General features: G+C 73.4%; 17 protein-coding genes. 10 read left to right on the forward strand and 7 right to left on the reverse strand.

Features of this window, described 5'->3' with window-relative positions:
- The first annotated feature begins 79 nt into the window (after positions 1-79).
- From pstC to pstB, 3 genes are all read left to right on the forward strand, one after another.
- A complete protein-coding gene (pstC, locus tag NFS20_RS02460) occupies positions 80-1060 on the forward strand; it encodes a phosphate ABC transporter permease subunit PstC (RefSeq protein WP_251150148.1) in 981 nt (326 codons plus the stop codon).
- A complete protein-coding gene (gene pstA, locus NFS20_RS02465) occupies positions 1060-2124 on the forward strand; it encodes a phosphate ABC transporter permease PstA (RefSeq protein WP_251150149.1) in 1065 nt (354 codons plus the stop codon). Before pstC ends, pstA begins: the two co-directional genes overlap by 1 nt.
- Positions 2125-2213: 89 nt before the next feature.
- A complete protein-coding gene (gene pstB, locus NFS20_RS02470; RefSeq protein WP_251150150.1) occupies positions 2214-2993 on the forward strand; it encodes a phosphate ABC transporter ATP-binding protein PstB in 780 nt (259 codons plus the stop codon).
- Between the two features lie 108 nt (positions 2994-3101).
- Here the strand turns inward: pstB and NFS20_RS02475 are convergent, their stop codons facing one another.
- Positions 3102-3584 carry a hypothetical protein gene (locus tag NFS20_RS02475; RefSeq protein ID WP_251150151.1) on the reverse strand — a complete coding sequence of 161 codons (483 nt, stop codon included), beginning with the start codon at positions 3582-3584 and terminating at the stop codon, positions 3102-3104.
- 233 nt (positions 3585-3817) lie between these two features.
- On the opposite strand from NFS20_RS02475, the gene NFS20_RS02480 reads away from it, so the two are divergent.
- The 3 genes from NFS20_RS02480 to ispF all read left to right on the forward strand — a co-directional run bounded on the left by NFS20_RS02480 (position 3818) and on the right by ispF (position 5752).
- Positions 3818-4300: a CarD family transcriptional regulator gene (locus NFS20_RS02480; protein ID WP_031315710.1), complete on the forward strand. Its 483-nt coding sequence runs from the start codon at positions 3818-3820 to the stop codon at positions 4298-4300.
- A gap of 151 nt (positions 4301-4451) precedes the next feature.
- On the forward strand, positions 4452-5207 hold the full coding sequence (ispD, locus tag NFS20_RS02485; protein WP_251150152.1) for a 2-C-methyl-D-erythritol 4-phosphate cytidylyltransferase: 756 nt from the start codon (positions 4452-4454) through the stop codon (positions 5205-5207).
- On the forward strand, positions 5204-5752 hold the full coding sequence (gene ispF / locus NFS20_RS02490) for a 2-C-methyl-D-erythritol 2,4-cyclodiphosphate synthase (RefSeq protein ID WP_251150153.1): 549 nt from the start codon (positions 5204-5206) through the stop codon (positions 5750-5752). The genes ispD and ispF overlap by 4 nt, the downstream gene beginning before the upstream one ends.
- Here ispF and NFS20_RS02495 read toward each other — a convergent pair.
- Positions 5736-6269, reverse strand: a complete 534-nt coding sequence (locus NFS20_RS02495; protein ID WP_251150154.1) for a hypothetical protein — start codon at positions 6267-6269, stop codon at positions 5736-5738. The two genes, ispF and NFS20_RS02495, sit on opposite strands and share 17 nt — an antisense overlap.
- Positions 6270-6465: 196 nt before the next feature.
- Here NFS20_RS02495 and NFS20_RS02500 point away from each other — a divergent pair, with 196 nt between their 5' ends.
- Positions 6466-7089 (forward strand): TetR/AcrR family transcriptional regulator, encoded by a 624-nt coding sequence (locus NFS20_RS02500; protein ID WP_251150155.1) that lies wholly within the window; start codon positions 6466-6468, stop codon positions 7087-7089.
- A 73-nt stretch (positions 7090-7162) separates the two neighbouring features.
- Here NFS20_RS02500 and NFS20_RS02505 read toward each other — a convergent pair whose 3' ends face one another.
- On the reverse strand, positions 7163-8548 hold the full coding sequence (locus tag NFS20_RS02505) for a D-arabinono-1,4-lactone oxidase (protein WP_251150156.1): 1386 nt from the start codon (positions 8546-8548) through the stop codon (positions 7163-7165).
- A gap of 63 nt (positions 8549-8611) precedes the next feature.
- On the opposite strand from NFS20_RS02505, the gene NFS20_RS02510 reads away from it, so the two are divergent.
- The 3 genes from NFS20_RS02510 (at position 8612) to rlmB (ending at position 12481) form a co-directional block, all read left to right on the forward strand.
- Positions 8612-9898, forward strand: a complete 1287-nt coding sequence (locus NFS20_RS02510) for an alanine racemase (protein ID WP_251150157.1) — start codon at positions 8612-8614, stop codon at positions 9896-9898.
- A gap of 49 nt (positions 9899-9947) precedes the next feature.
- Positions 9948-11378 carry a cysteine--tRNA ligase gene (cysS, locus tag NFS20_RS02515; protein WP_251150158.1) on the forward strand — a complete coding sequence of 477 codons (1431 nt, stop codon included), beginning with the start codon at positions 9948-9950 and terminating at the stop codon, positions 11376-11378.
- Between the two features lie 110 nt (positions 11379-11488).
- On the forward strand, positions 11489-12481 hold the full coding sequence (rlmB, locus tag NFS20_RS02520) for a 23S rRNA (guanosine(2251)-2'-O)-methyltransferase RlmB (protein ID WP_251150159.1): 993 nt from the start codon (positions 11489-11491) through the stop codon (positions 12479-12481).
- A gap of 44 nt (positions 12482-12525) precedes the next feature.
- On the opposite strand, the gene NFS20_RS02525 is transcribed toward rlmB, so the two are convergent.
- From NFS20_RS02525 to otsA, 4 genes are all read right to left on the reverse strand, one after another.
- Positions 12526-13791 (reverse strand): DUF4032 domain-containing protein, encoded by a 1266-nt coding sequence (locus NFS20_RS02525; RefSeq protein ID WP_502800766.1) that lies wholly within the window; start codon positions 13789-13791, stop codon positions 12526-12528.
- Between the two features lie 321 nt (positions 13792-14112).
- Positions 14113-15237 (reverse strand): ABC transporter ATP-binding protein, encoded by a 1125-nt coding sequence (locus tag NFS20_RS02530; protein WP_251150160.1) that lies wholly within the window; start codon positions 15235-15237, stop codon positions 14113-14115.
- Between the two features lie 213 nt (positions 15238-15450).
- Positions 15451-16314 carry a trehalose-phosphatase gene (otsB, locus tag NFS20_RS02535; protein WP_251150161.1) on the reverse strand — a complete coding sequence of 288 codons (864 nt, stop codon included), beginning with the start codon at positions 16312-16314 and terminating at the stop codon, positions 15451-15453.
- Positions 16311-17807 carry an alpha,alpha-trehalose-phosphate synthase (UDP-forming) gene (otsA, locus tag NFS20_RS02540; RefSeq protein WP_502800767.1) on the reverse strand — a complete coding sequence of 499 codons (1497 nt, stop codon included), beginning with the start codon at positions 17805-17807 and terminating at the stop codon, positions 16311-16313. Before otsA ends, otsB begins: the two co-directional genes overlap by 4 nt.
- Positions 17808-17853: the final 46 nt, after the last annotated feature.

Raw genomic sequence — 17853 nt, forward strand, 5'->3', positions numbered from 1 at the left:
GGGCGGGCGGAGGGCGACTCGTCCTCCCGCCCGCCCGAGGCGTCCCCGCATCTCGTCCCCACCACACGACGGAGCACCAGTGAGCGTCACCAGCCCACCCCGGCGGAGCGCCGAGGCCGCGTCCCCGCAGCGCGGGAAGCCGACGGCCGGCGTCGGCGGCAAGATCTTCTCCGGCCTGGCGCACGGCGCCGGCATCGTCATCCTCGTCACGCTCGCCGCCGTCGCGGCCTTCCTCGTCGTCGAGGCGTGGCCGGCCCTCACGGCGAGCCCCGAGGAGCTCGCCGAGATCTCCTGGTTCTCCGGGGGGTCGTTGCTCGCGTACATCGGCCCGCTCGTCTTCGGGACCGTCCTCGCGTCGGTCCTGGCGCTCCTGCTGGCGGTGCCCGTCTCCGTCGGCATCGCGCTCTTCATCTCGCACTACGCGCCGCGGCGCCTCGCGCAGAGCCTCGGCTATCTCGTCGACCTGCTCGCCGCCGTCCCGTCGGTCGTCTTCGGCCTGTGGGGCGCGCTGTGGCTCGCGCCGATCCTCGACCCGTTCTTCCGCTGGCTCTCCTCCGCGCTCGGGTTCATCCCGCTGTTCGAGGGCTACCAGGCCCCGGCGCGCAACATCATGACCGCGGCCGTCGTGCTCGCCGTGATGCTGCTGCCGATCGTCACCGCCGTCTCGCGCGAGGTCTTCCTCCAGACGCCGACGCTGCACGAGGAGGCCTCGCTGGCCCTCGGCGCGACGCGCTGGGAGATGGTCCGCCAGGCCGTCATCCCGTTCGGCCGCTCGGGCGTGATCAGCGCCGCGATGCTCGGCCTCGGTCGTGCGCTCGGCGAGACCATGGCCGTGCTCATGGTCATCTCGCCCGGGATGCTCTACTCCTTCTTCCTGCTCAAGCCGGGCCAGCACCAGACGATCGCGGCCAACATCGCGGCGCAGTTCCCCGAGGCGTCGGGGCTCTCCGTGAGCGTCCTCATCGCCACGGGGCTCGCGCTCTTCGTCATCACCTTCGCCGTCAACTTCGCCGCGCGCGCCATCGTCGCCCGCCGCAAGGACTTCTCGGGAGCCAACTGATGACCGTCGACACCCCCGTCCAGCAGACGGCGCTGGAGCTGACGGCGAGCGGCACGCGCCTCCCGCGCTGGACGCCCTGGGCCTTCGTCGGCGGGTCGCTCGTCGTCGCGTTCCTCGTGCTCCTCCTCGTCGCGTCGCCGACGCTCGGCGGCGTCGTCGGCCTGGGCGCCGTCCTGTACGCCGTCGGGCTGACGATCACGTCCCGCGTGGTCGAGGGCGGCCGCTACGCCGCCGACCGCCTCGCGACGACGCTCGTGACCTTCGCGTTCCTCCTCGCGATGATCCCGCTCGTCTCGCTCGTGTGGACCGTCGTCTCGAAGGGCGCGGCGCTCTTCAGCGGGGAGTTCCTCACCACCGACATGATGGGCGTCTACGGCGCGATGACGAGCGGAGGGGTCTACCACGCGATCGTCGGGACGCTGCTCGTCACCCTCGCGTGCTCCGTCATCGCGGTGCCGCTCGGCATCCTCACGGCGATCTACCTCGTCGAGTACGGCCGCGGCGCGCTCGCCCGCGGCATCACGTTCCTCGTCGACGTGATGACCGGCATCCCGTCGATCGTCGCGGGCCTCTTCGCGTTCGCGCTCTTCACGCTGCTCTTCGGCCCGGCCTACCGCGCGGGCATCATGGGCGCCGTCGCGCTCGCGGTGCTCATGACCCCGGTGGTCATCCGCTCGGTGGAGGAGATGCTGCGCCTCGTCCCGAACGAGCTGCGCGAGGCGTCCCTCGCCCTGGGCGTGCCGAAGTGGCTGACGATCGTCAAGGTCGTCCTCCCGACCGCGATGGCGGGCATCGTCACGGGCGTCATGCTCGCCGTCGCGCGCGTCATCGGCGAGACCGCCCCGCTGCTGCTGACCATCGGGCTCGTCAACTCGGTCAACTGGGACCTCTTCGACGGACGCATGGCGACCCTGCCGGTGTTCGCCTACCGCCAGTGGGCACAGGGCGGGACGGGCGTCGACCGCGCCTGGGCCGCGGCGCTCACCCTCATCATCATCGTGATGCTCCTCAACCTCGTGGCCCGCCTCGTCGGCCGCTGGTTCTCGCCCAAGAAGGGCCGATGAGCACCCCGAGCGCCGCGCGTGGCGGCGGAGCACACACGACCCCTCGGCCGGCGGCGCACCGCGCCGGGACCTCGGAAGGACCGCACGACATGAGCAACCGCATCGACGTCAAGGACCTCAACATCTACTACGGCGACTTCCTCGCCGTGCAGGACGTCAGCATGGCGATCGAGCCCAAGTCGGTGACGGCCTTCATCGGCCCGTCCGGCTGCGGGAAGTCGACGTTCCTGCGCACCCTCAACCGGATGCACGAGGTGATCCCCGGTGCGCGCGTCGAGGGCACCGTCGCGATGGAGGGCGTCGACCTGTACGGCAACGGCGTCGACCCCGTCGCGGTGCGTCGGCAGGTGGGCATGGTGTTCCAGCGTCCCAACCCGTTCCCGACGATGTCGATCAAGGAGAACGTGCTCGCGGGCGTCAAGCTCAACAACAAGCGCATCTCGCGGTCGGACGCCAACGACCTCGTCGAGGCGTCCCTGCGCGGCGCGAACCTGTGGAACGAGGTCAAGGACCGCCTCGACCGTCCGGGGTCCGGCCTGTCCGGCGGGCAGCAGCAGCGCCTGTGCATCGCCCGTGCGATCGCGGTGAAGCCGCAGGTGCTGCTGATGGACGAGCCGTGCTCGGCGCTCGACCCGATCTCGACGCTCGCGATCGAGGACCTCATCGCGGAGCTGAAGGACGAGTACACGATCGTCATCGTCACGCACAACATGCAGCAGGCGGCGCGCGTGAGCGACCGCACCGCGTTCTTCAACATCGCGGGCACCGGCAAGCCGGGTCGGCTCATCGAGATGGACGACACCGCGACGATGTTCTCGTCGCCGTCCCAGCAGGCCACGGAGGACTACATCTCCGGCCGCTTCGGCTGAGCCCCGAGCCCGGCTCCCGGGCCCGTGCACGACGGCGCCGCTCCCCACCGAGGGGAGCGGCGCCGTCGTGCTGCTCGGCGTGGCGCGGCGAGCCCGCGCCGGGCCGGCTCAGGGGATCAGGTGCGCGTACTCCTCGAGCGTCCCGTCGAGGACCGGCAGGGAGAGGGTCTCCTCCTCGCCCGTGCTCACGGAGACGGTCACGGGCAGGACGCCGCCCGGAGCGGCGTCGACGCTGCCGAGCTGGGCGTCGAAGCCGTCCTCGGTGCCGAGGTACACGGTCGACCCGGCCTCGACGGGCACGGTCAGGCCGGCGCCGCCCTCGGGGGCGAGCTCGAACTCGACGTCCTCGCTGGTGTCGTTCGCGAAGGCACCGATGACCGCGCCCGGCTCGCCCTCGCCCGCGGTGACGACCATGAGGTTGAGCCCGCGCAGGTCGTCCGTGAGGTTCACCCGGAGGCCGTCGGACGGCGAGTATGGCCGGTTCGTCTCGATGGGGGAGCACGCGGCGGTGGCGGCGACGGTCGCGACGACGACGGGGACGGCCCAGGCCCGCAAGGTCCGGCGTGCTCGGGTGGTCGTGGTGCGGGTCACGTGCTCTCCAGGGGCGCGAGGGGGCTGAGGGGTTCCGGGCCAAGCCTAGTGCGTCCTCGTCCGCGGGCGCTGCGCGCCGTTCCGGACGCGTTCGCGACCCGTTCGTGACGGGCACGCAGAGGCGTCTGACCTGCACGAACACCGGTGCGCGGGGGCGCGGAAAGGTGCCCGGGGCTCGGATATCCACAGAGGCCCGTGGTAAGATGGACCTCCGCGAAAGGGGACATCTGCAGATGACGTTCACAGTAGGCGAGACCGTTGTCTACCCGCACCACGGCGCCGCACTGATCGAAGAGATCAAGACGCGTACGATCCGCGGCGAGGACAAGATCTACCTCAAGCTCAAGGTCGCCCAGGGTGACCTGACCATCGAAGTCCCAGCCGAGAACGTCGACCTCGTCGGCGTGCGTGACGTCGTCGGCCAGGAAGGTCTCGACCGTGTGTTCGAGGTGCTTCGTGCACCCTACACGGAGGAGCCGACCAACTGGTCCCGCCGGTACAAGGCGAACCTCGAGAAGCTCGCGTCGGGCGACGTCATCAAGGTGGCCGAGGTCGTGCGTGACCTGTCCCGCCGGGACGCCGACCGGGGCCTGTCGGCCGGTGAGAAGCGGATGCTCTCCAAGGCGCGGCAGATCCTCGTCTCGGAGCTCGCGCTGGCCGAGCACACCGAGGAGGACAAGGCAGAGGCGATCCTCGACGAGGTCCTCGCGTCCTGATCCACCGGGCGGCTCGCACGAGGGCCCGGCGCTCGACACCACGGGAGGGTGGCCGTCCACGGACGGCCACCCTCCCGTCGTCGTCCCACCGGGCGCGACGGACGACCGGGCGGGACGGTCGGGCAGGTGCAGCACGGGATACCGTGTGGCCGTGCCGACTCTCGCCGTCCTCACCGCCGCAGGCTCCGGGACGCGCCTCGGGATGGACGTCCCGAAGGCGCTCGTCGAGCTCGACGGGCTGCCCCTCGTCGTGCACGCCGCGCGGCGTCTGTGCTCCTCGGGCGTCGTGGACGCGATCGTCGTGACGGCGCCCCCCGACCTCGTCGACCACGTCGGCGCGATGCTGCGCGACGACCCCGGCGTCGACCGTCCGGTGCGCGCCGTGGCCGGCTCGGGCACACGCCAGGCCTCCGTCGCCGCCGGGCTGCGAGCCGGCCTCGCCGGCGCGGACGCGGCGCCCGGTTCCGGTCCGGTCGACGTCGTGCTCGTGCACGACGCCGCCCGGCCCCTCGCGCCGCCCTCTCTCGTGCGGCGCGTGGTCGAGGCGGTGCGCGCCGGGCACGCCGCCGTCGTGCCCGGGCTGCCCGTGACCGACACCGTCAAGCGCGTCGACCCGACGGACCCCGACGACCCCGTCGGCGCCGAGCGGGTCACCGGCACCGTCGACCGGTCGGTGCTGCGTGCGGTCCAGACGCCGCAGGGTTTCGACCGGGCGCTGCTCGAGCGCGCGCACGCGGTCGCCGAGCACCGCGCGGGCGACGAGGCGGTGGCGGCGACCGACGACGCCGGCCTCGTCGAGGACCTCGGTCACGACGTGCACGTCGTCCCGGGCGACCCCGCCGCGGTGAAGATCACCACGCGGCACGACCTGCGCGTCGCGGAGCTCACCCTTCAGGAGTCACGATGACGACGGACCCGTCGGAGACCACCGTCCCGTCCACGCCGCGGGGAGCGCCCACGGCGTTCCCGCGCACGGGCGTCGGGGTCGACGTCCACGCGTACGCGGCCGAGGGCGACGAGCGCCCCCTGTGGCTCGGCGGCCTGCACTGGCCGGGGGAGAGAGGGCTGGCGGGCCACTCCGACGCCGACGTCGCCGCGCACGCCGCGGCGGACGCCCTGTTCTCCGCGAGCGGGCTCGGAGACCTGGGGTCGAACTTCGGCACGTCCGCGCCGGAGTGGGCCGGGGCGAGCGGTGCGAGCCTGCTCACCGAGGCCGCGCGCCGCGTCCGGGCGGCAGGGTTCGAGATCGGGAACGTCGCGGTCCAGGTGATCGGCAACCGGCCGCGCGTCGGCTCCCGCCGGCGCGAGGCGGAGGCCGCGCTCAGCGCGGCGGCGGGCGCCCCCGTGACGCTCACGGCCACGACCACCGACGGCCTCGGTCTCACGGGGCGCGGCGAGGGCGTCGCGGCCGTCGCGACGGCGCTCGTCGTGGCGGTCAGCCCGCCGGCGTGACCTGCACGCTCGTCAGGACGGAGCGCGCCTGCTCCGCCCCGGTGGCGTCCTCCACGGCGTGGGACGCGGTGAGGTACACCGTCCACGGCTCGCCGTCGGCGGCGGTCGACCCGACGAGGAGGACCTCCTGGGCGACCGGCGTCCCGCCGACGTCGACCGTGCCCGAGACGCGATAGGCGGGGGTCTCCCCGAGGGTCGTCGCGCCCTGGCCCTCCGCGTCGGGGACCCAGCCGTCGATCGCGGCGACGCGCTCCGCGGTGGCGGCGCCGGCGTCGTCCAGCGGGCCGCCCGCCGCCTCGCCCGTGACGACGACGTCGGCCTGGAACGCCGGGTCGCCGAACCCGTCGGGGGAGCGGACCGCGAACGCGCCGTCCTGAGTCAGGCGCTCCCAGCCCGCGGGGGCCGTCACCGAGACGGGGACGTCGGGCACCGCGTACGTCGCCGGGCTCGCGGTCGCGTCGGGCTCGCCGGAGGCCCCGCAGCCTGCCAGGACGAGTGCGGACGCCACGAGGGACATGGCGAGAAGGGGGCGGTGAGCAGCAGGTCGCACGGGGCTCCGTCTCGTCAGGCGCGGTGGCCGGGATGTCCCCGACGCGCCATTCTCGCGCGTGGTGGGCCCCGCGTGCCAGGCCGATCACGGACCCGTACGATCGGTGGGAAGCCTCACGATGTGTTTCACTTTCCCAGAGCACGACACATGGGATGAACCGCACATGAACCGTATGTCCGTCGAAGAACGCCGGGCCCAGCTCGTGGACGCAGCGATGACCATCGCGGTCCGCGAGGGGGTTGAAGCGGTGACCATCCGCGGGGTCGCCGCCGAGGCAGGCGTCTCCCTGGGCGTCGTCCACTACTGCTTCGAGGACAAGGACGAGCTCCTCCAGGCGATGGGCAACAGCCTCGCCCTCGTCGCGTCCGAGCCGGTCCGCGCGTCGCTCGACGCGAGCACCGACGTCGTCGTCCTCGCGCACGCCGCGGCGGACGCGCTGTGGGAGGGGCTGACACCCCGTCGGCACATGCGCCTGCTGACGTTCGAGTTCGCGACCGCCGGGGTGCGAAGCCGCGCGCTGCGGTCCGTCGCGCACGCGCACCTCGAGCAGACGTGGAACATGACCCAGGGGATCCTCGAGGAGGTCGCCCGGCGCGCCGGGGTGAGCTACCGGCTCGACGTGCGCTTCCTGTCGCGGCTCGTCGCGGGCTACATCGACGGCATCGAGATCGCGTGGCTGGTCGAGCAGGACGACGACGTCGCGATCGCGAGCTTCCACGCGCTCGCCGACTACGTCCTCACGCAGGTCGAGCGGCCCGAGGACGACGGGGTCCGGGCGAGCGCCTGACGAGTTCCGGCCTTCCGGCCGTACGAGCTCCCGGGCGGCTCGCGGCGACCTGCCGCCCGACCTACCGGCCGACCTACCGCCCCGGAGGCGGGCCGAGGACCGTGTCGGTGTACGGGTTCGTGAACACCCCACCGGGGTCGACGGCGTCCCGGACGGCGAGGAAGTCGTCGAACCGCGGGTAGAGCTCGCGGAAGCGCGCGGCGTCGAGGCCGTGGAGCTTGCCCCAGTGCGGTCGGCCGTCGACCTCGGCGACGATCCTCTCGACCGCGTCGAAGTACCGCTCGTGGGACAGCCGGGCGTACTGGTGGACGGCGACGTACGCCGTCGGGCGGCCGTGCGCCGTGGACAGCCAGACGTCGTCGGGTGCCGCGAAGCGCACCTCGACCGGGAACGGGACGTGCTCGCCCGACCGCTCCAGCCAGTCGTCGATCGCCGTCAGGACGTCGACGAGGCGCTCGCGCGGCACCGCGTACTCCATCTCGCGGAACCTGACCCGGCGGGACGTGACGAACACCTGGTACGACGGCGCCACGTACGTGCGCGGCGCGAGCGCGCGGGCCGCGACCTCGTTGAGGTGCGGCGTCACCCGCGGCACGGCCTTCGCGACCCGGTTGACGAGCTCGAACGCGCCGTTGGAGAGCAGCTCCTCGTCGATCCACGTGCGGGCGCGGGCGACGGCGCCCGGGCCGGTGCGCAGGCGCTCGAGCTCCCTCGCCTCCTCGTCGGGCGCGAGGCGGTTGTTGCGCTTGGTGAGCGCGCGCCGCGTGTGCGGGAACCAGTAGAACTCGACGTGGTCGTTCCCGCCGACCAGCCCGTCGTGGTCGTCGTCCGGCGCCGCGAGCCCGTCGAGCACCCGGGCGAGCGGCCACGGCTCCTCCTGCGCCCGCAGGAGGAACGCGGGGACCACCTCGAGCGTCACCGCGGACAGCACGCCGGTCGCGCCCAGCCCGAGCCGGCTCGCCTCGAAGAGGTCGGGATCCTGTGTCGACGTCGCCTCGCGGACCGTCCCGTCCGCGCCCACGACGCGCACGCCGCGCACCTGGGTCGGGAGCCCGCCGAGGCGCCCGCCCGTCCCGTGCGTGCCCGTCGAGATCGCGCCGGCGATCGACTGCCGGTCGATGTCCCCGAGGTTGCGCATCGCGAGCCCTGCGGCGGCGAGGGCTGCGTTGAGCCGGTGCAGGCGGATGCCCGCGCCGACCGTGACGTGCACCGCGTCGCCCTCGCGGGAGATGCGCTCGACGAGGCTCAGCCGGTCGAGGTCGAGCAGCAGCCCGTCCGTGACCGCCGCGGGTGTGAAGGAGTGACCCGCCCCGACGGCGCGCACGCGCAGACCCTCGTCCGCGGCGCCGGCCACGCGCGCGGCCAGGTCGGCCTCGTCCCGCGGGGTGGTCCGACGACGCGGGGTCGCGGTGGCCGTACCGGCCCAGTTCGTCCAGGGGAGGGCGTCGTCGCTGCTCACAGCACGTACTGTCTCACGCGCGACCCGTGCCGCGGCGAGGTCCCGGTGGCGTACGTTTCTCCCATGGGCGAGGCCACGACGACGGCGCGAGCGGTGGGGGGCCGCGACGCCGGGACCGACGAGCAGCACACCACGGGACCCGGGACAGGGACGTCGCCGTCCTTGCTGGCGCGCCTCACCCGGGCGACCGAGCGCCTGGACGGGCCGCTCGCCGTCGTGGACCTCGACCGGTTCGACGCGAACGCCGACGAGCTGATCGGGCGCGCCGGCGGCACGCCCGTCCGCCTCGCGTCGAAGTCGGTGCGCGTGCGTGCGCTCGCCGACCGCGCGCTCGGGCGCGGGTTCCGTGGCGTCATGGCGTTCTCGGTGCGTGAGGCGCTGTGGCTGGTCGGGCAGGGGACGCGCGACGTGCTCGTGGCCTACCCCAGCGTCGACCGCGGCGCGCTCGCCGCCCTGGCCAGGGACGAGGCGGCGCGCCGCGAGATCACGTTGATGGTCGACGACGCCGCGCACGTCGCGCTCGTCCGCCAGGCGCTGGCCGGGGTCGGCGTCGGGCCGGACGCGGCGCCGGTGCAGGTCGCCCTCGACGTCGACGCGTCCCTGCGCGTGGGTGTCGGACCCTTCGTCGCTCACCTCGGCACGCGGCGCTCGCCCGTGCGCACCCCCGACGACGCCGCCGCCCTCGCCGCGCGCGTCGTGGCGGAGCCGGGCCTGCGGCTGCGCGGCGTCATGTTCTACGAGGCGCAGGTCGCCGGGCTCCCCGACGGCAGCCCCGCGGTCCGCCTCGTCAAGCGCGCGTCGGTCGCCGACCTCGCCACCCGCCGTGGCGAGGTCGTGGAGGCGGTGCGGGGCGTCGTCGGGCACGACGTGGAGCTCGTGAACTCGGGGGGGACCGGTTCGCTCGAGACCTCGTCCGCCGACCCGGTCGTGACGGAGGTGACCGCCGGCTCGGGCCTCTACGTCCCCGGGCTGTTCGACGGGTACCGCGCGTTCCGGCCGCGAGCCGCGGCGTTCTTCGGGCTCGACGTGGTCCGTGTCCCCGCGCCGGGCTGGGCCACGGCGTTCGGCGGCGGGTACGTCGCGTCCGGGCCCGCGGCGCGCAGCCGGCTCCCGCTCGTCGTGACGTCCGGGTGGTCGCTCACCGGGCGTGAGGGGGCCGGCGAGGTCCAGACGCCCCTGCACCGGACGAACCGGCGGGCGGCCGACCTCGAGGTCGGCGACCGGGTGTGGTTCCGTCACGCCAAGGCGGGCGAGGTCATGGAGCGCTTCGACGTCGTGCACCTCGTGCGCGGCGAGGAGGTCGTGGACGTCGTGCCGACGTACCGCGGCGAGGGGCGCACCTTCGGCTGACCGCGACGCCGTTCGGACCGGGCAGCGCCGCCCCGGTACCCTTGCGGACGTGACCCTTCGCCTGTTCGACACCGCCACGCGGGACGTGCGCGACTTCGTGCCCCAGACCCCGGGCGAGGTCGGCATCTACCTGTGTGGCGCGACCGTCCAGGCCGCACCCCACATCGGTCACATGCGCTCCGCCGTCGCCTTCGACCTCCTCGTGCGCTGGCTGCGCCGCGCGGGCTCGCGCGTCACCCTCATCCGGAACGTCACGGACATCGACGACAAGATCCTCGCGAAGTCCGCCGCGGCCGGCGAGCCGTGGTGGGCGTGGGCCGCGACGTACGAGCGTGCGTTCACGGCCGCGTACGACGCGCTCGGCGTGCTGCCGCCCACCTACGAGCCGCGCGCGACCGGGCACGTCCCCGACATGGTAGAGCTCATGGAGCGGCTCGTCGGGCGCGGCCACGCGTACACCACCGGGCCGGGCGACGTCTGGTTCGACGTGCGGTCCTGGCGCGAGTACGGCTCGCTCACCAACCAGCGCCTCGAGGACCTCAACCCCGTGCCCGACGACGTCCCCGCCGACGCGCACGAGGCCGCCGCGAAGCACGACCCGCGCGACTTCGCGCTCTGGAAGGCGCCCAAGGACGACGAGCCGGCCACGGCGTCCTGGGAGACACCGTTCGGCCGCGGGCGGCCGGGCTGGCACCTCGAGTGCTCGGCGATGGCCCGTCGCTACCTCGGCGACACGTTCGACATCCACGGCGGCGGCCTGGACCTGCGCTTCCCGCACCACGAGAACGAGCAGGCGCAGTCGCACGCCGCCGGGTACGGTTTCGCGCGCCACTGGCTGCACAGCGCGTGGGTCACGCAGGGCGGCACGAAGATGAGCAAGTCGCTCGGGAACGGGCTGCTGGTGCGAGAGGTCCTCGAGACCACCAGCCCCGCGGTGCTCCGCTACGCGCTCGCGTCCGTCCAGTACCGCTCGATGCTCGAGTGGACGCCCGCGACCGTCACCGAGGCACAGACCACGTGGGAGCGCCTCGCCGGGTTCGTCGAGCGCGCCACGGAGCGCGTCGGGGACGTCGGCGACGTGCGCGACGCCGAGCTCCCCACGGCCTTCACCACGGCGATGGACGACGACCTCAACGTGCCCGCGGCGCTCGCCGTCGTGCACGAGCACCTGCGCGCGGGGAACTCGGCGCTCGCCGACCGCAGCAGCGCGGCAGACGCCGTCGCGCGCCACCACCTCGTCGCGCTGCGCGCGATGCTGGAGGTGCTCGGCCTCGACCCGGGCGACCCGCAGTGGGCCGACGCCGGCGACTCGCGCTACGCGGCCGCGCTCGACGCGGTCGTGGGCGCCGAGATCTCGGCCCGCGCCGAGGCGCGCGCCGCACGGGACTTCGCGACCGCCGACGCGATCCGGGACCGCCTCGCGGCGGCCGGGATCGTCGTCGAGGACTCCGCCGACGGCGCGCGCTGGAGCCTCGGCTGACCGAGCATGGACCGAGGGGCTCGCGCGAGACCCCCGGCCACCGCCGCCGCCCGCGACCCGCGCGGCGGCGCACCACGACCTGAACGACCGACGACACGACGGGCAGACCCATGGCAGGCAACTCACAACGACGCGGCGCGATGCGCAAGGCCGGGAGCAAGAAGGGCGCGACCGTCGGCTCCGGTGGTCAGCGCCGCAAGGCGCTCGAGGGCCGTGGCCCCACGCCCAAGGCCGAGGACCGCGTCTACCACCCGGCGCACCAGCGCAAGGTGGCCGCCGAGAAGAAGGCGGCGGGCCAGCGACCGGGCGGTGCGCGCAGCGGACGCGGCGGCTCCCCGAAGGGTCGTGGCGGCGTCCAGGAGATCGTCACCGGCCGCAACTCCGTGCTCGAGGCGCTGCGCGCCGGCATCCCCGTCGAGGCGGTCTACCTCTTCTCCCGTCTCGACGCCGACGACCGCACCCGCGAGATCCTCGACATCGTCTCCGGACGCGGCTACGAGCTGCTCGAGGTGGGCAAGCCCGAGCTCGACCGCCTCACCGACGGCGCCGTGCACCAGGGCGTCGCGCTCAAGGTCCCGCCGTACGACTACCGGGACGTCGACGACCTGCTCGACGCCGCGGCCGCGTCCGACCGGGCGCCGCTCATCGTGGCGCTCGACGGCGTGACCGACCCCCGCAACCTGGGTGCGGTCCTGCGTTCCGCCGGCGCGTTCGGCGCGCACGGCGTCCTCGTGCCCGAGCGTCGGGCGGCCGGCGTCACCGCGTCCGCGTGGAAGGTGTCCGCGGGCGCCGCCGCACGCGTGCCCGTCGCGCGGGCCACGAACCTCGTCCGCGCGCTCGGCGAGCTCAAGAAGGCGGGCTGCTTCGTCGTCGGGCTCGACGCAGGCGGCACGACGTCGATCGGCGAGCTCCAGCTCGCGACCGAGCCGCTCGTCGTCGTCGCCGGGTCCGAGGGCAAGGGGCTGTCGCGCCTCGTGCGCGAGGCGTGCGACGTCGTCGCGTCCATCCCCATCGACTCCGACACCGAGTCGCTCAACGCCGCCGTCGCGACCGGCATCTCGCTGTACGAGGTCGCGCGCCTGCGCGCGGCGGCGCAGGACTGACCCGACCGGCCGCCGTCGTCACTGCGACGGCGGCCTGCCGGCGGTCAGCCGTAGTACTCCGGGTCCTTCTCGCCCGGTGCGAGGCCGAGGATCGACTTCTCGTCCGGACGGTGCTGCAGCACGTTCTCGACGTACGAGCGCGTGGCCTCCGCCATCGGCACGTCGCGGCCCGCGCGCTCCGAGATGAACCACCGGTGGTCGAGGATCTCGTGGAAGAGCTGCGCCGGCTCGAGCTTGCGACGCAGGTTGCGCGGGACGGCCTGGATCGTCGGCTCGAACACGCCGCTGAGCCAGTCGTGCGCGACGAACTCCTCGTCGTCGTTCTGCCGGTCGGTGGCGGCGCGGAACGAGTCGAGGTCGTTGAGGAGGCGCCGGGCCTGGTTCTCCTGCACGTCGAGACCGGTGAGCCGGATCAGCCGCCGCGAGTGGTGGCCCGCGTCGACGACCTTCGGCTGGATCTGGACGGTCGTGCCGTCGATGTCGGTCGTGATGGCGAGCTCGCCGACGTCGAAGCCGAGGTCGTTGAGGTGCTCGATGCGCGCCGCGACCCGCCACCGCTCGTCGGCGCCGAACGACTCCGACGTCGTGAGGGCCTCCCACAGCTCCTCGTACCGCGCGACCAGGGCGTCGCCGATCGCGACCACGTCCACGTCCTCGTCGAGCAGCTCGCCCGCCGCGAGGTCCATGAGCTCGCCGATGATGTTCGTGCGTGCGAGGTCGACGTCGTACGAGCGCTGGCCCGGCGAGAGCTCGCGGTGCAGGTCACCGGTCTCCGCGTCCACGAGGAATGCCGCGAACGTGTCGGCGTCCCGGCGGAACAGCGTGTTCGACAGCGACACGTCGCCCCAGTAGAAGCCCACGAGGTGCAGCCGCACGAGAAGGACGGCGAGCGCGTCGATGAGACGCGTCGCGGTGTCCGGTCGCAGCGACTGGCTGAACAGCGCGCGGTACGGCAGCGAGAACTGCAGGTGCTCCGTGACGAGCACGGCCTCCAGCCGCTCGCCGTTCGGGTCCTTGCGGCCCGTGATGACGCCCACGGGCACGACGCTCGGCACCTCCAGCCGACGCAGCTGTCGCAGCAGCTCGTACTCCCGGTACGCGACCGTCTCACCGATCTCCTTGATCGCGATCACCCGGCCCGAGAGGCGGACGAACCGCACGATGTGCCGGGAGATGCCGCGGGGGAGCGCCGCGAGCGTCTCAGCCGGCCAGTCCTCGAGCGGGACGTCCCAGGGCAGGTCGAGGAGAGCCGGGTCGGGGGCAGACGCGGTGATCTGCAGGTTGTGCACCGTCACGGGTCCATTGTCCATGGTCGTGGGTCGTGGGTCGTGGGTCGTGGGTCGTGGGTCGTGGGTCGTGGGTCGTGGGTCGTGGTGGTCGGGTCCGCCGACGCCTGCGCGGGGGCGGGGCGGGTCTACCATCCGCCGCTCGTTCCTCGCGGCTCCCGCCAGACCCGCCACGACCCGCCCCACCCCCGCTCCGGCGTCGGCTCGTCCTGACGCCGAACCCTGGGTTGTGGGGCAGAGATGGGCTCCGGTGGCGCGTAAGCCCGGGTTCGGCGGGCTTCGGGGTGGACGACGAAGGGCGGGCCCGACGCGGAGGTCGGACCCGCCCCGTCGGCGGTGCGGAGGTCAGCTGAGGCGCTGGCCCGAGGCAGCCGAGAAGACGTGCGAGTTGCCCGGGCGGATCGCCACGTAGATGCGCTCGCCCTTGGTGGGGACGTTGCGCGGGTCGACGCGGACGATGACCTGGTTGTCGCCGGCACCCGAGTGGACCTCGGCCTGCGCGGCCAGCTCGCCCTTGAGGGTGCCGTAGACGAACGCGTCGGAGCCGAGCTCCTCGACGATGTTCACCTCGACGGGGAACGCGCTCTCGTTGGCCTGCGACACGACGTCGAGGGCCTCGGGACGGAAGCCGATCGTCACCTTGCCGTTGTCGGCCTCGGTGAGCTTCGCGGCCACGTCGCGCTCGAGCGGCAGGCGGGCCGGGCCGACCTCGGCGACGCCACCGTTGACGGTGAACGTACCGATGTTCATGGCCGGCGAGCCGATGAAGCCCGCGACGAACACGTTCTGCGGGGTGTCGTACATCTCGCGCGGGGTGCCGACCTGCTGGAGCAGACCGTCCTTGAGGACCGCGATGCGGTCACCCATCGTGAGGGCCTCGGTCTGGTCGTGCGTGACGTAGACCGTGGTGACGCCGAGACGACGCTGGAGCGACGCGATCTGCGTACGGGTCTGGACGCGGAGCTTGGCGTCGAGGTTCGACAGCGGCTCGTCCATGAGGAACACCTGGGGCTGGCGCACGATGGCGCGGCCCATGGCGACGCGCTGGCGCTGACCGCCGGAGAGCGCCTTCGGCTTGCGGTCCAGGTACTCGGTGAGGTCGAGGATCTTCGCGGCCTCCTCGACGCGCTGGCGGATCTCCGCCTTCGGCGTGCCGGCGATCTTCAGCGCGAAGCCCATGTTGTCCGCGACGGACATGTGCGGGTACAGCGCGTAGTTCTGGAACACCATCGCGATGTCGCGGTCCTTCGGCTGGACGTCCGTGACGTCGCGGTCGCCGATGTAGATGTTGCCCGCGTTGACGTCCTCGAGGCCCGCGAGCATGCGGAGCGAGGTCGACTTGCCGCAGCCCGAGGGGCCGACGAGGACGAGGAACTCGCCGTCCTCGATGTGCAGGTTCAGCTGGTCCACCGCGGGGCGCTCGGTCCCGGGGTAGAGCCGCGTTGCGTGGTCGTAGGTGACCGTAGCCATGATGGGTACATCCCTCCACCGGCAGGTACGTGCCGGACGATCCGTTGTGCAGTGACGTGCCACTTCGACGTAGCTGTTCGCGATGGCGGACGAGCGTGTCTTCGACGACACAAATGAAGTCGGACCCCCACGTAGACAGGGACCCGACGTCATCGTGGAGCCGATACTACCCCCGGCTGCTGAGTGCTAGGTCACACCCCGGTGCCGCCGAGGTCACGATCCGGTCCCGACCTCACCGGCCAGGGCGCGCGCGAGGAGGTCGAGCGCGGCGGCCAGCGTGTCGGCGTCGGGCACGCGCACCGCCGCAGCGGTCTCGCCGGGACCGACCTTGATGCCCAGGTCGTCGCCGTCGAGGATCGCCAGGGCCGTCTCGTCGGTCGTGTCGTCGCCCGCGTACAGGACGCGCGTGCGGCCGGTCGTCCCGGCGTCCTGCCCGACGTCGTCGCGCAGCCGGTCCACCGCCTCGCCCTTCGACACGGTGAGGACGGCGATCTCGACGACGTCCTTGCCGTGCATCGCGTGCAGCCCGAGGTGCTCGGCCACCGCGTCGGCCGCGGCCTCGGCCGCGAGGGTGTCCTCGGCGGAGGCGAGCCGCGTGTGCAGGACGGCGGCGCTCGGCTTGTCCTGCACCCAGGCGCCCTCGCGCCCGGCGACCGCGGCGGCCAGGCCGGTCCGCAGCTCGGCGAGCGCGCGCTCCTGGTCGTCGGTGAGCACGAGCGGCACGGCGTCCACCCCGTGCTCGGTCACGTGCCCGGTCTCGGCGCCGTGGCTCCCGACGAGGAACGTCCCGACCGGAGGTTCCCCGCGCTCGGCGAGATCGGTGAGGTTGCGCCCCGACACGAGGGCGAGCCGCGTCGTCGTCCCCTGCAGCGCCGCCGCGAGGCGGTCCACGGCGGCGCGGGCCGCGGGCGTCATGCGCGCGGCCAGGGGGTCGTCGACGAGGGGCGCGAGCGTCCCGTCGAAGTCGAGGGCGACGAGGCGCGCGCGGGGCGGCCGGTCGCCGTCGGCCGCGAATGCGAGGACGGCCTCGGCGACGTCGGGCGGCAGCGTGACGGGGGCCGGTGCACCCTCGCTCATGCCCGGCGCTCCACGGCGTCGCCCTGCTGACCCCGGTCGGCGGGCTCGGTGGACCCCGAGGAGCGGCGCGGCACCCGCGACGGCATGGCGGTCAGCACGCCGAGGAACGACTCCGACCACTTGGCGACGTCGTCCGTGAGGACACGGCGGCGCAGCCGGCGCATGCGCTTGCGCTGCTCGCGGTGGTCCATGTGCGCGGCCGCGACGATGATGTCCTTCATCCCGTCGATGTCGTGCGGGTTGACGAGCAGCGCGCCCGACGCGAGTTCGTCCGCGGCGCCCGTGAACTCCGACAGGACGAGGACGCCGCGGTCGTCGGAGCGGGCCGCGACGTACTCCTTGGCGACGAGGTTCATGCCGTCGCGCAGCGACGTGACGAGCATGACGTCCGCCGCGAGGTAGAGGGCGGCCATCTCCTCGGGCGGGTACGAGTGGTGCAGGTAGTGGATGGCCGCGTGCCCGATCTCGGCGTACTCGCCGTTGATGCGGCCCACGGCGCCCTCGACGTGCTCGCGCAGCTCCTGGTAGGCGTCCACGTTCTCGCGGCTCGGGCTCGCGACCTGCACGAGCGTCGCGTGCTCGACGTCGAGCCGGCCGTCCTGCAGCAGCTCGCCGTACGCCTTGATGCGGTGCCGGATGCCCTTCGTGTAGTCGAGGCGGTCGACGCCGAGGATCATGACGTCGGGGTCGCCGAGGTCCGCGCGGACCTCGCGGGCCCGCTGCTGCACCTCGGGCGTGCGCGCGAGCTCGTCGAACCGCCGCGAGTCGATGGAGATGGGGAACGCGGCGGCGCGCACGTGCCGGTCGCGCCCCTCGGCGGTGGGGACCGTGATCATCGGGCCGCGCGTGGTGTACGCGCGCAGCCTGCGGACCGCGCGGATGAAGTTCGCGGCGTCGCCCGCCCGCTGGAAGCCGACCAGGTCCGCGCCGAGGAGCCCGTCGAGGACCTGGCGCCGCCACGGGAGCTGCTGGAAGAGCTCGAGCGGGGGGAAGGGGATGTGGTTGAAGAACCCGATCCGCACGTCGGGCCGCTGCTCGCGGACCATCTGCGGCACGAGCTGGAGCTGGTAGTCGTGCACCCACACGACGGCGCCCGGCGCCGCCTGCGCGACGGCGGCGTCGGCGAAGCGCTGGTTGACGCGCCGGTACGCCTCCCACCAGGTGCGGTGGTAGGTGGGCGGCGAGATGACGTCGTGGTAGAGCGGCCAGAGCGTGTCGTTGGAGAAGCCCTCGTAGTAGCGCTCGATCTCGTCGGCGCTCAGGGTCACGGGGACGAGGCGCATGTCGTCCGCGTCGAACGGCTCGTGCGCGAGGTCCGGGGCGCCGGACCAGCCGACCCACGCGCCGTCGGACGCCTGCATGACCGCCTCGAGAGCCGTGACCAGGCCGCCCGGCGAGCGGCTCCACGAGACGTCACCCCCGGCGTCCACCGTGAAGTCCACGGGCAGCCGGTTGGCCACGACGACGAGATCGAACCCCTCTTTGCCTGACAACGGAATTCTCCTTGTGCTTCGATGGAACGCGGATGACGCGTCCCAG

This window comes from Cellulosimicrobium sp. Marseille-Q4280, assembly GCF_943181405.1.
Taxonomy (GTDB): domain Bacteria; phylum Actinomycetota; class Actinomycetes; order Actinomycetales; family Cellulomonadaceae; genus Cellulosimicrobium.

What these genes read in the sequence shown, in the direction of transcription:
- NFS20_RS02500 (WP_251150155.1), top strand. Translation starts at nt 6,466, where the DNA reads ATGAACCGTATGTCCGTCGAAGAACGCCGGGCCCAGCTCGTGGACGCA.
- NFS20_RS02480 (WP_031315710.1), top strand. Translation starts at nt 3,818, where the DNA reads ATGACGTTCACAGTAGGCGAGACCGTTGTCTACCCGCACCACGGCGCC.
- otsB (WP_251150161.1), bottom strand. Translation starts at nt 16,314, where the DNA reads ATGAGCGAGGGTGCACCGGCCCCCGTCACGCTGCCGCCCGACGTCGCC.
- NFS20_RS02530 (WP_251150160.1), bottom strand. Translation starts at nt 15,237, where the DNA reads ATGGCTACGGTCACCTACGACCACGCAACGCGGCTCTACCCCGGGACC.
- pstA (WP_251150149.1), top strand. Translation starts at nt 1,060, where the DNA reads ATGACCGTCGACACCCCCGTCCAGCAGACGGCGCTGGAGCTGACGGCG.
- NFS20_RS02510 (WP_251150157.1), top strand. Translation starts at nt 8,612, where the DNA reads ATGGGCGAGGCCACGACGACGGCGCGAGCGGTGGGGGGCCGCGACGCC.
- rlmB (WP_251150159.1), top strand. Translation starts at nt 11,489, where the DNA reads ATGGCAGGCAACTCACAACGACGCGGCGCGATGCGCAAGGCCGGGAGC.
- ispF (WP_251150153.1), top strand. Translation starts at nt 5,204, where the DNA reads ATGACGACGGACCCGTCGGAGACCACCGTCCCGTCCACGCCGCGGGGA.
- NFS20_RS02525 (WP_502800766.1), bottom strand. Translation starts at nt 13,791, where the DNA reads ATGGACAATGGACCCGTGACGGTGCACAACCTGCAGATCACCGCGTCT.
- NFS20_RS02495 (WP_251150154.1), bottom strand. Translation starts at nt 6,269, where the DNA reads ATGTCCCTCGTGGCGTCCGCACTCGTCCTGGCAGGCTGCGGGGCCTCC.
- pstB (WP_251150150.1), top strand. Translation starts at nt 2,214, where the DNA reads ATGAGCAACCGCATCGACGTCAAGGACCTCAACATCTACTACGGCGAC.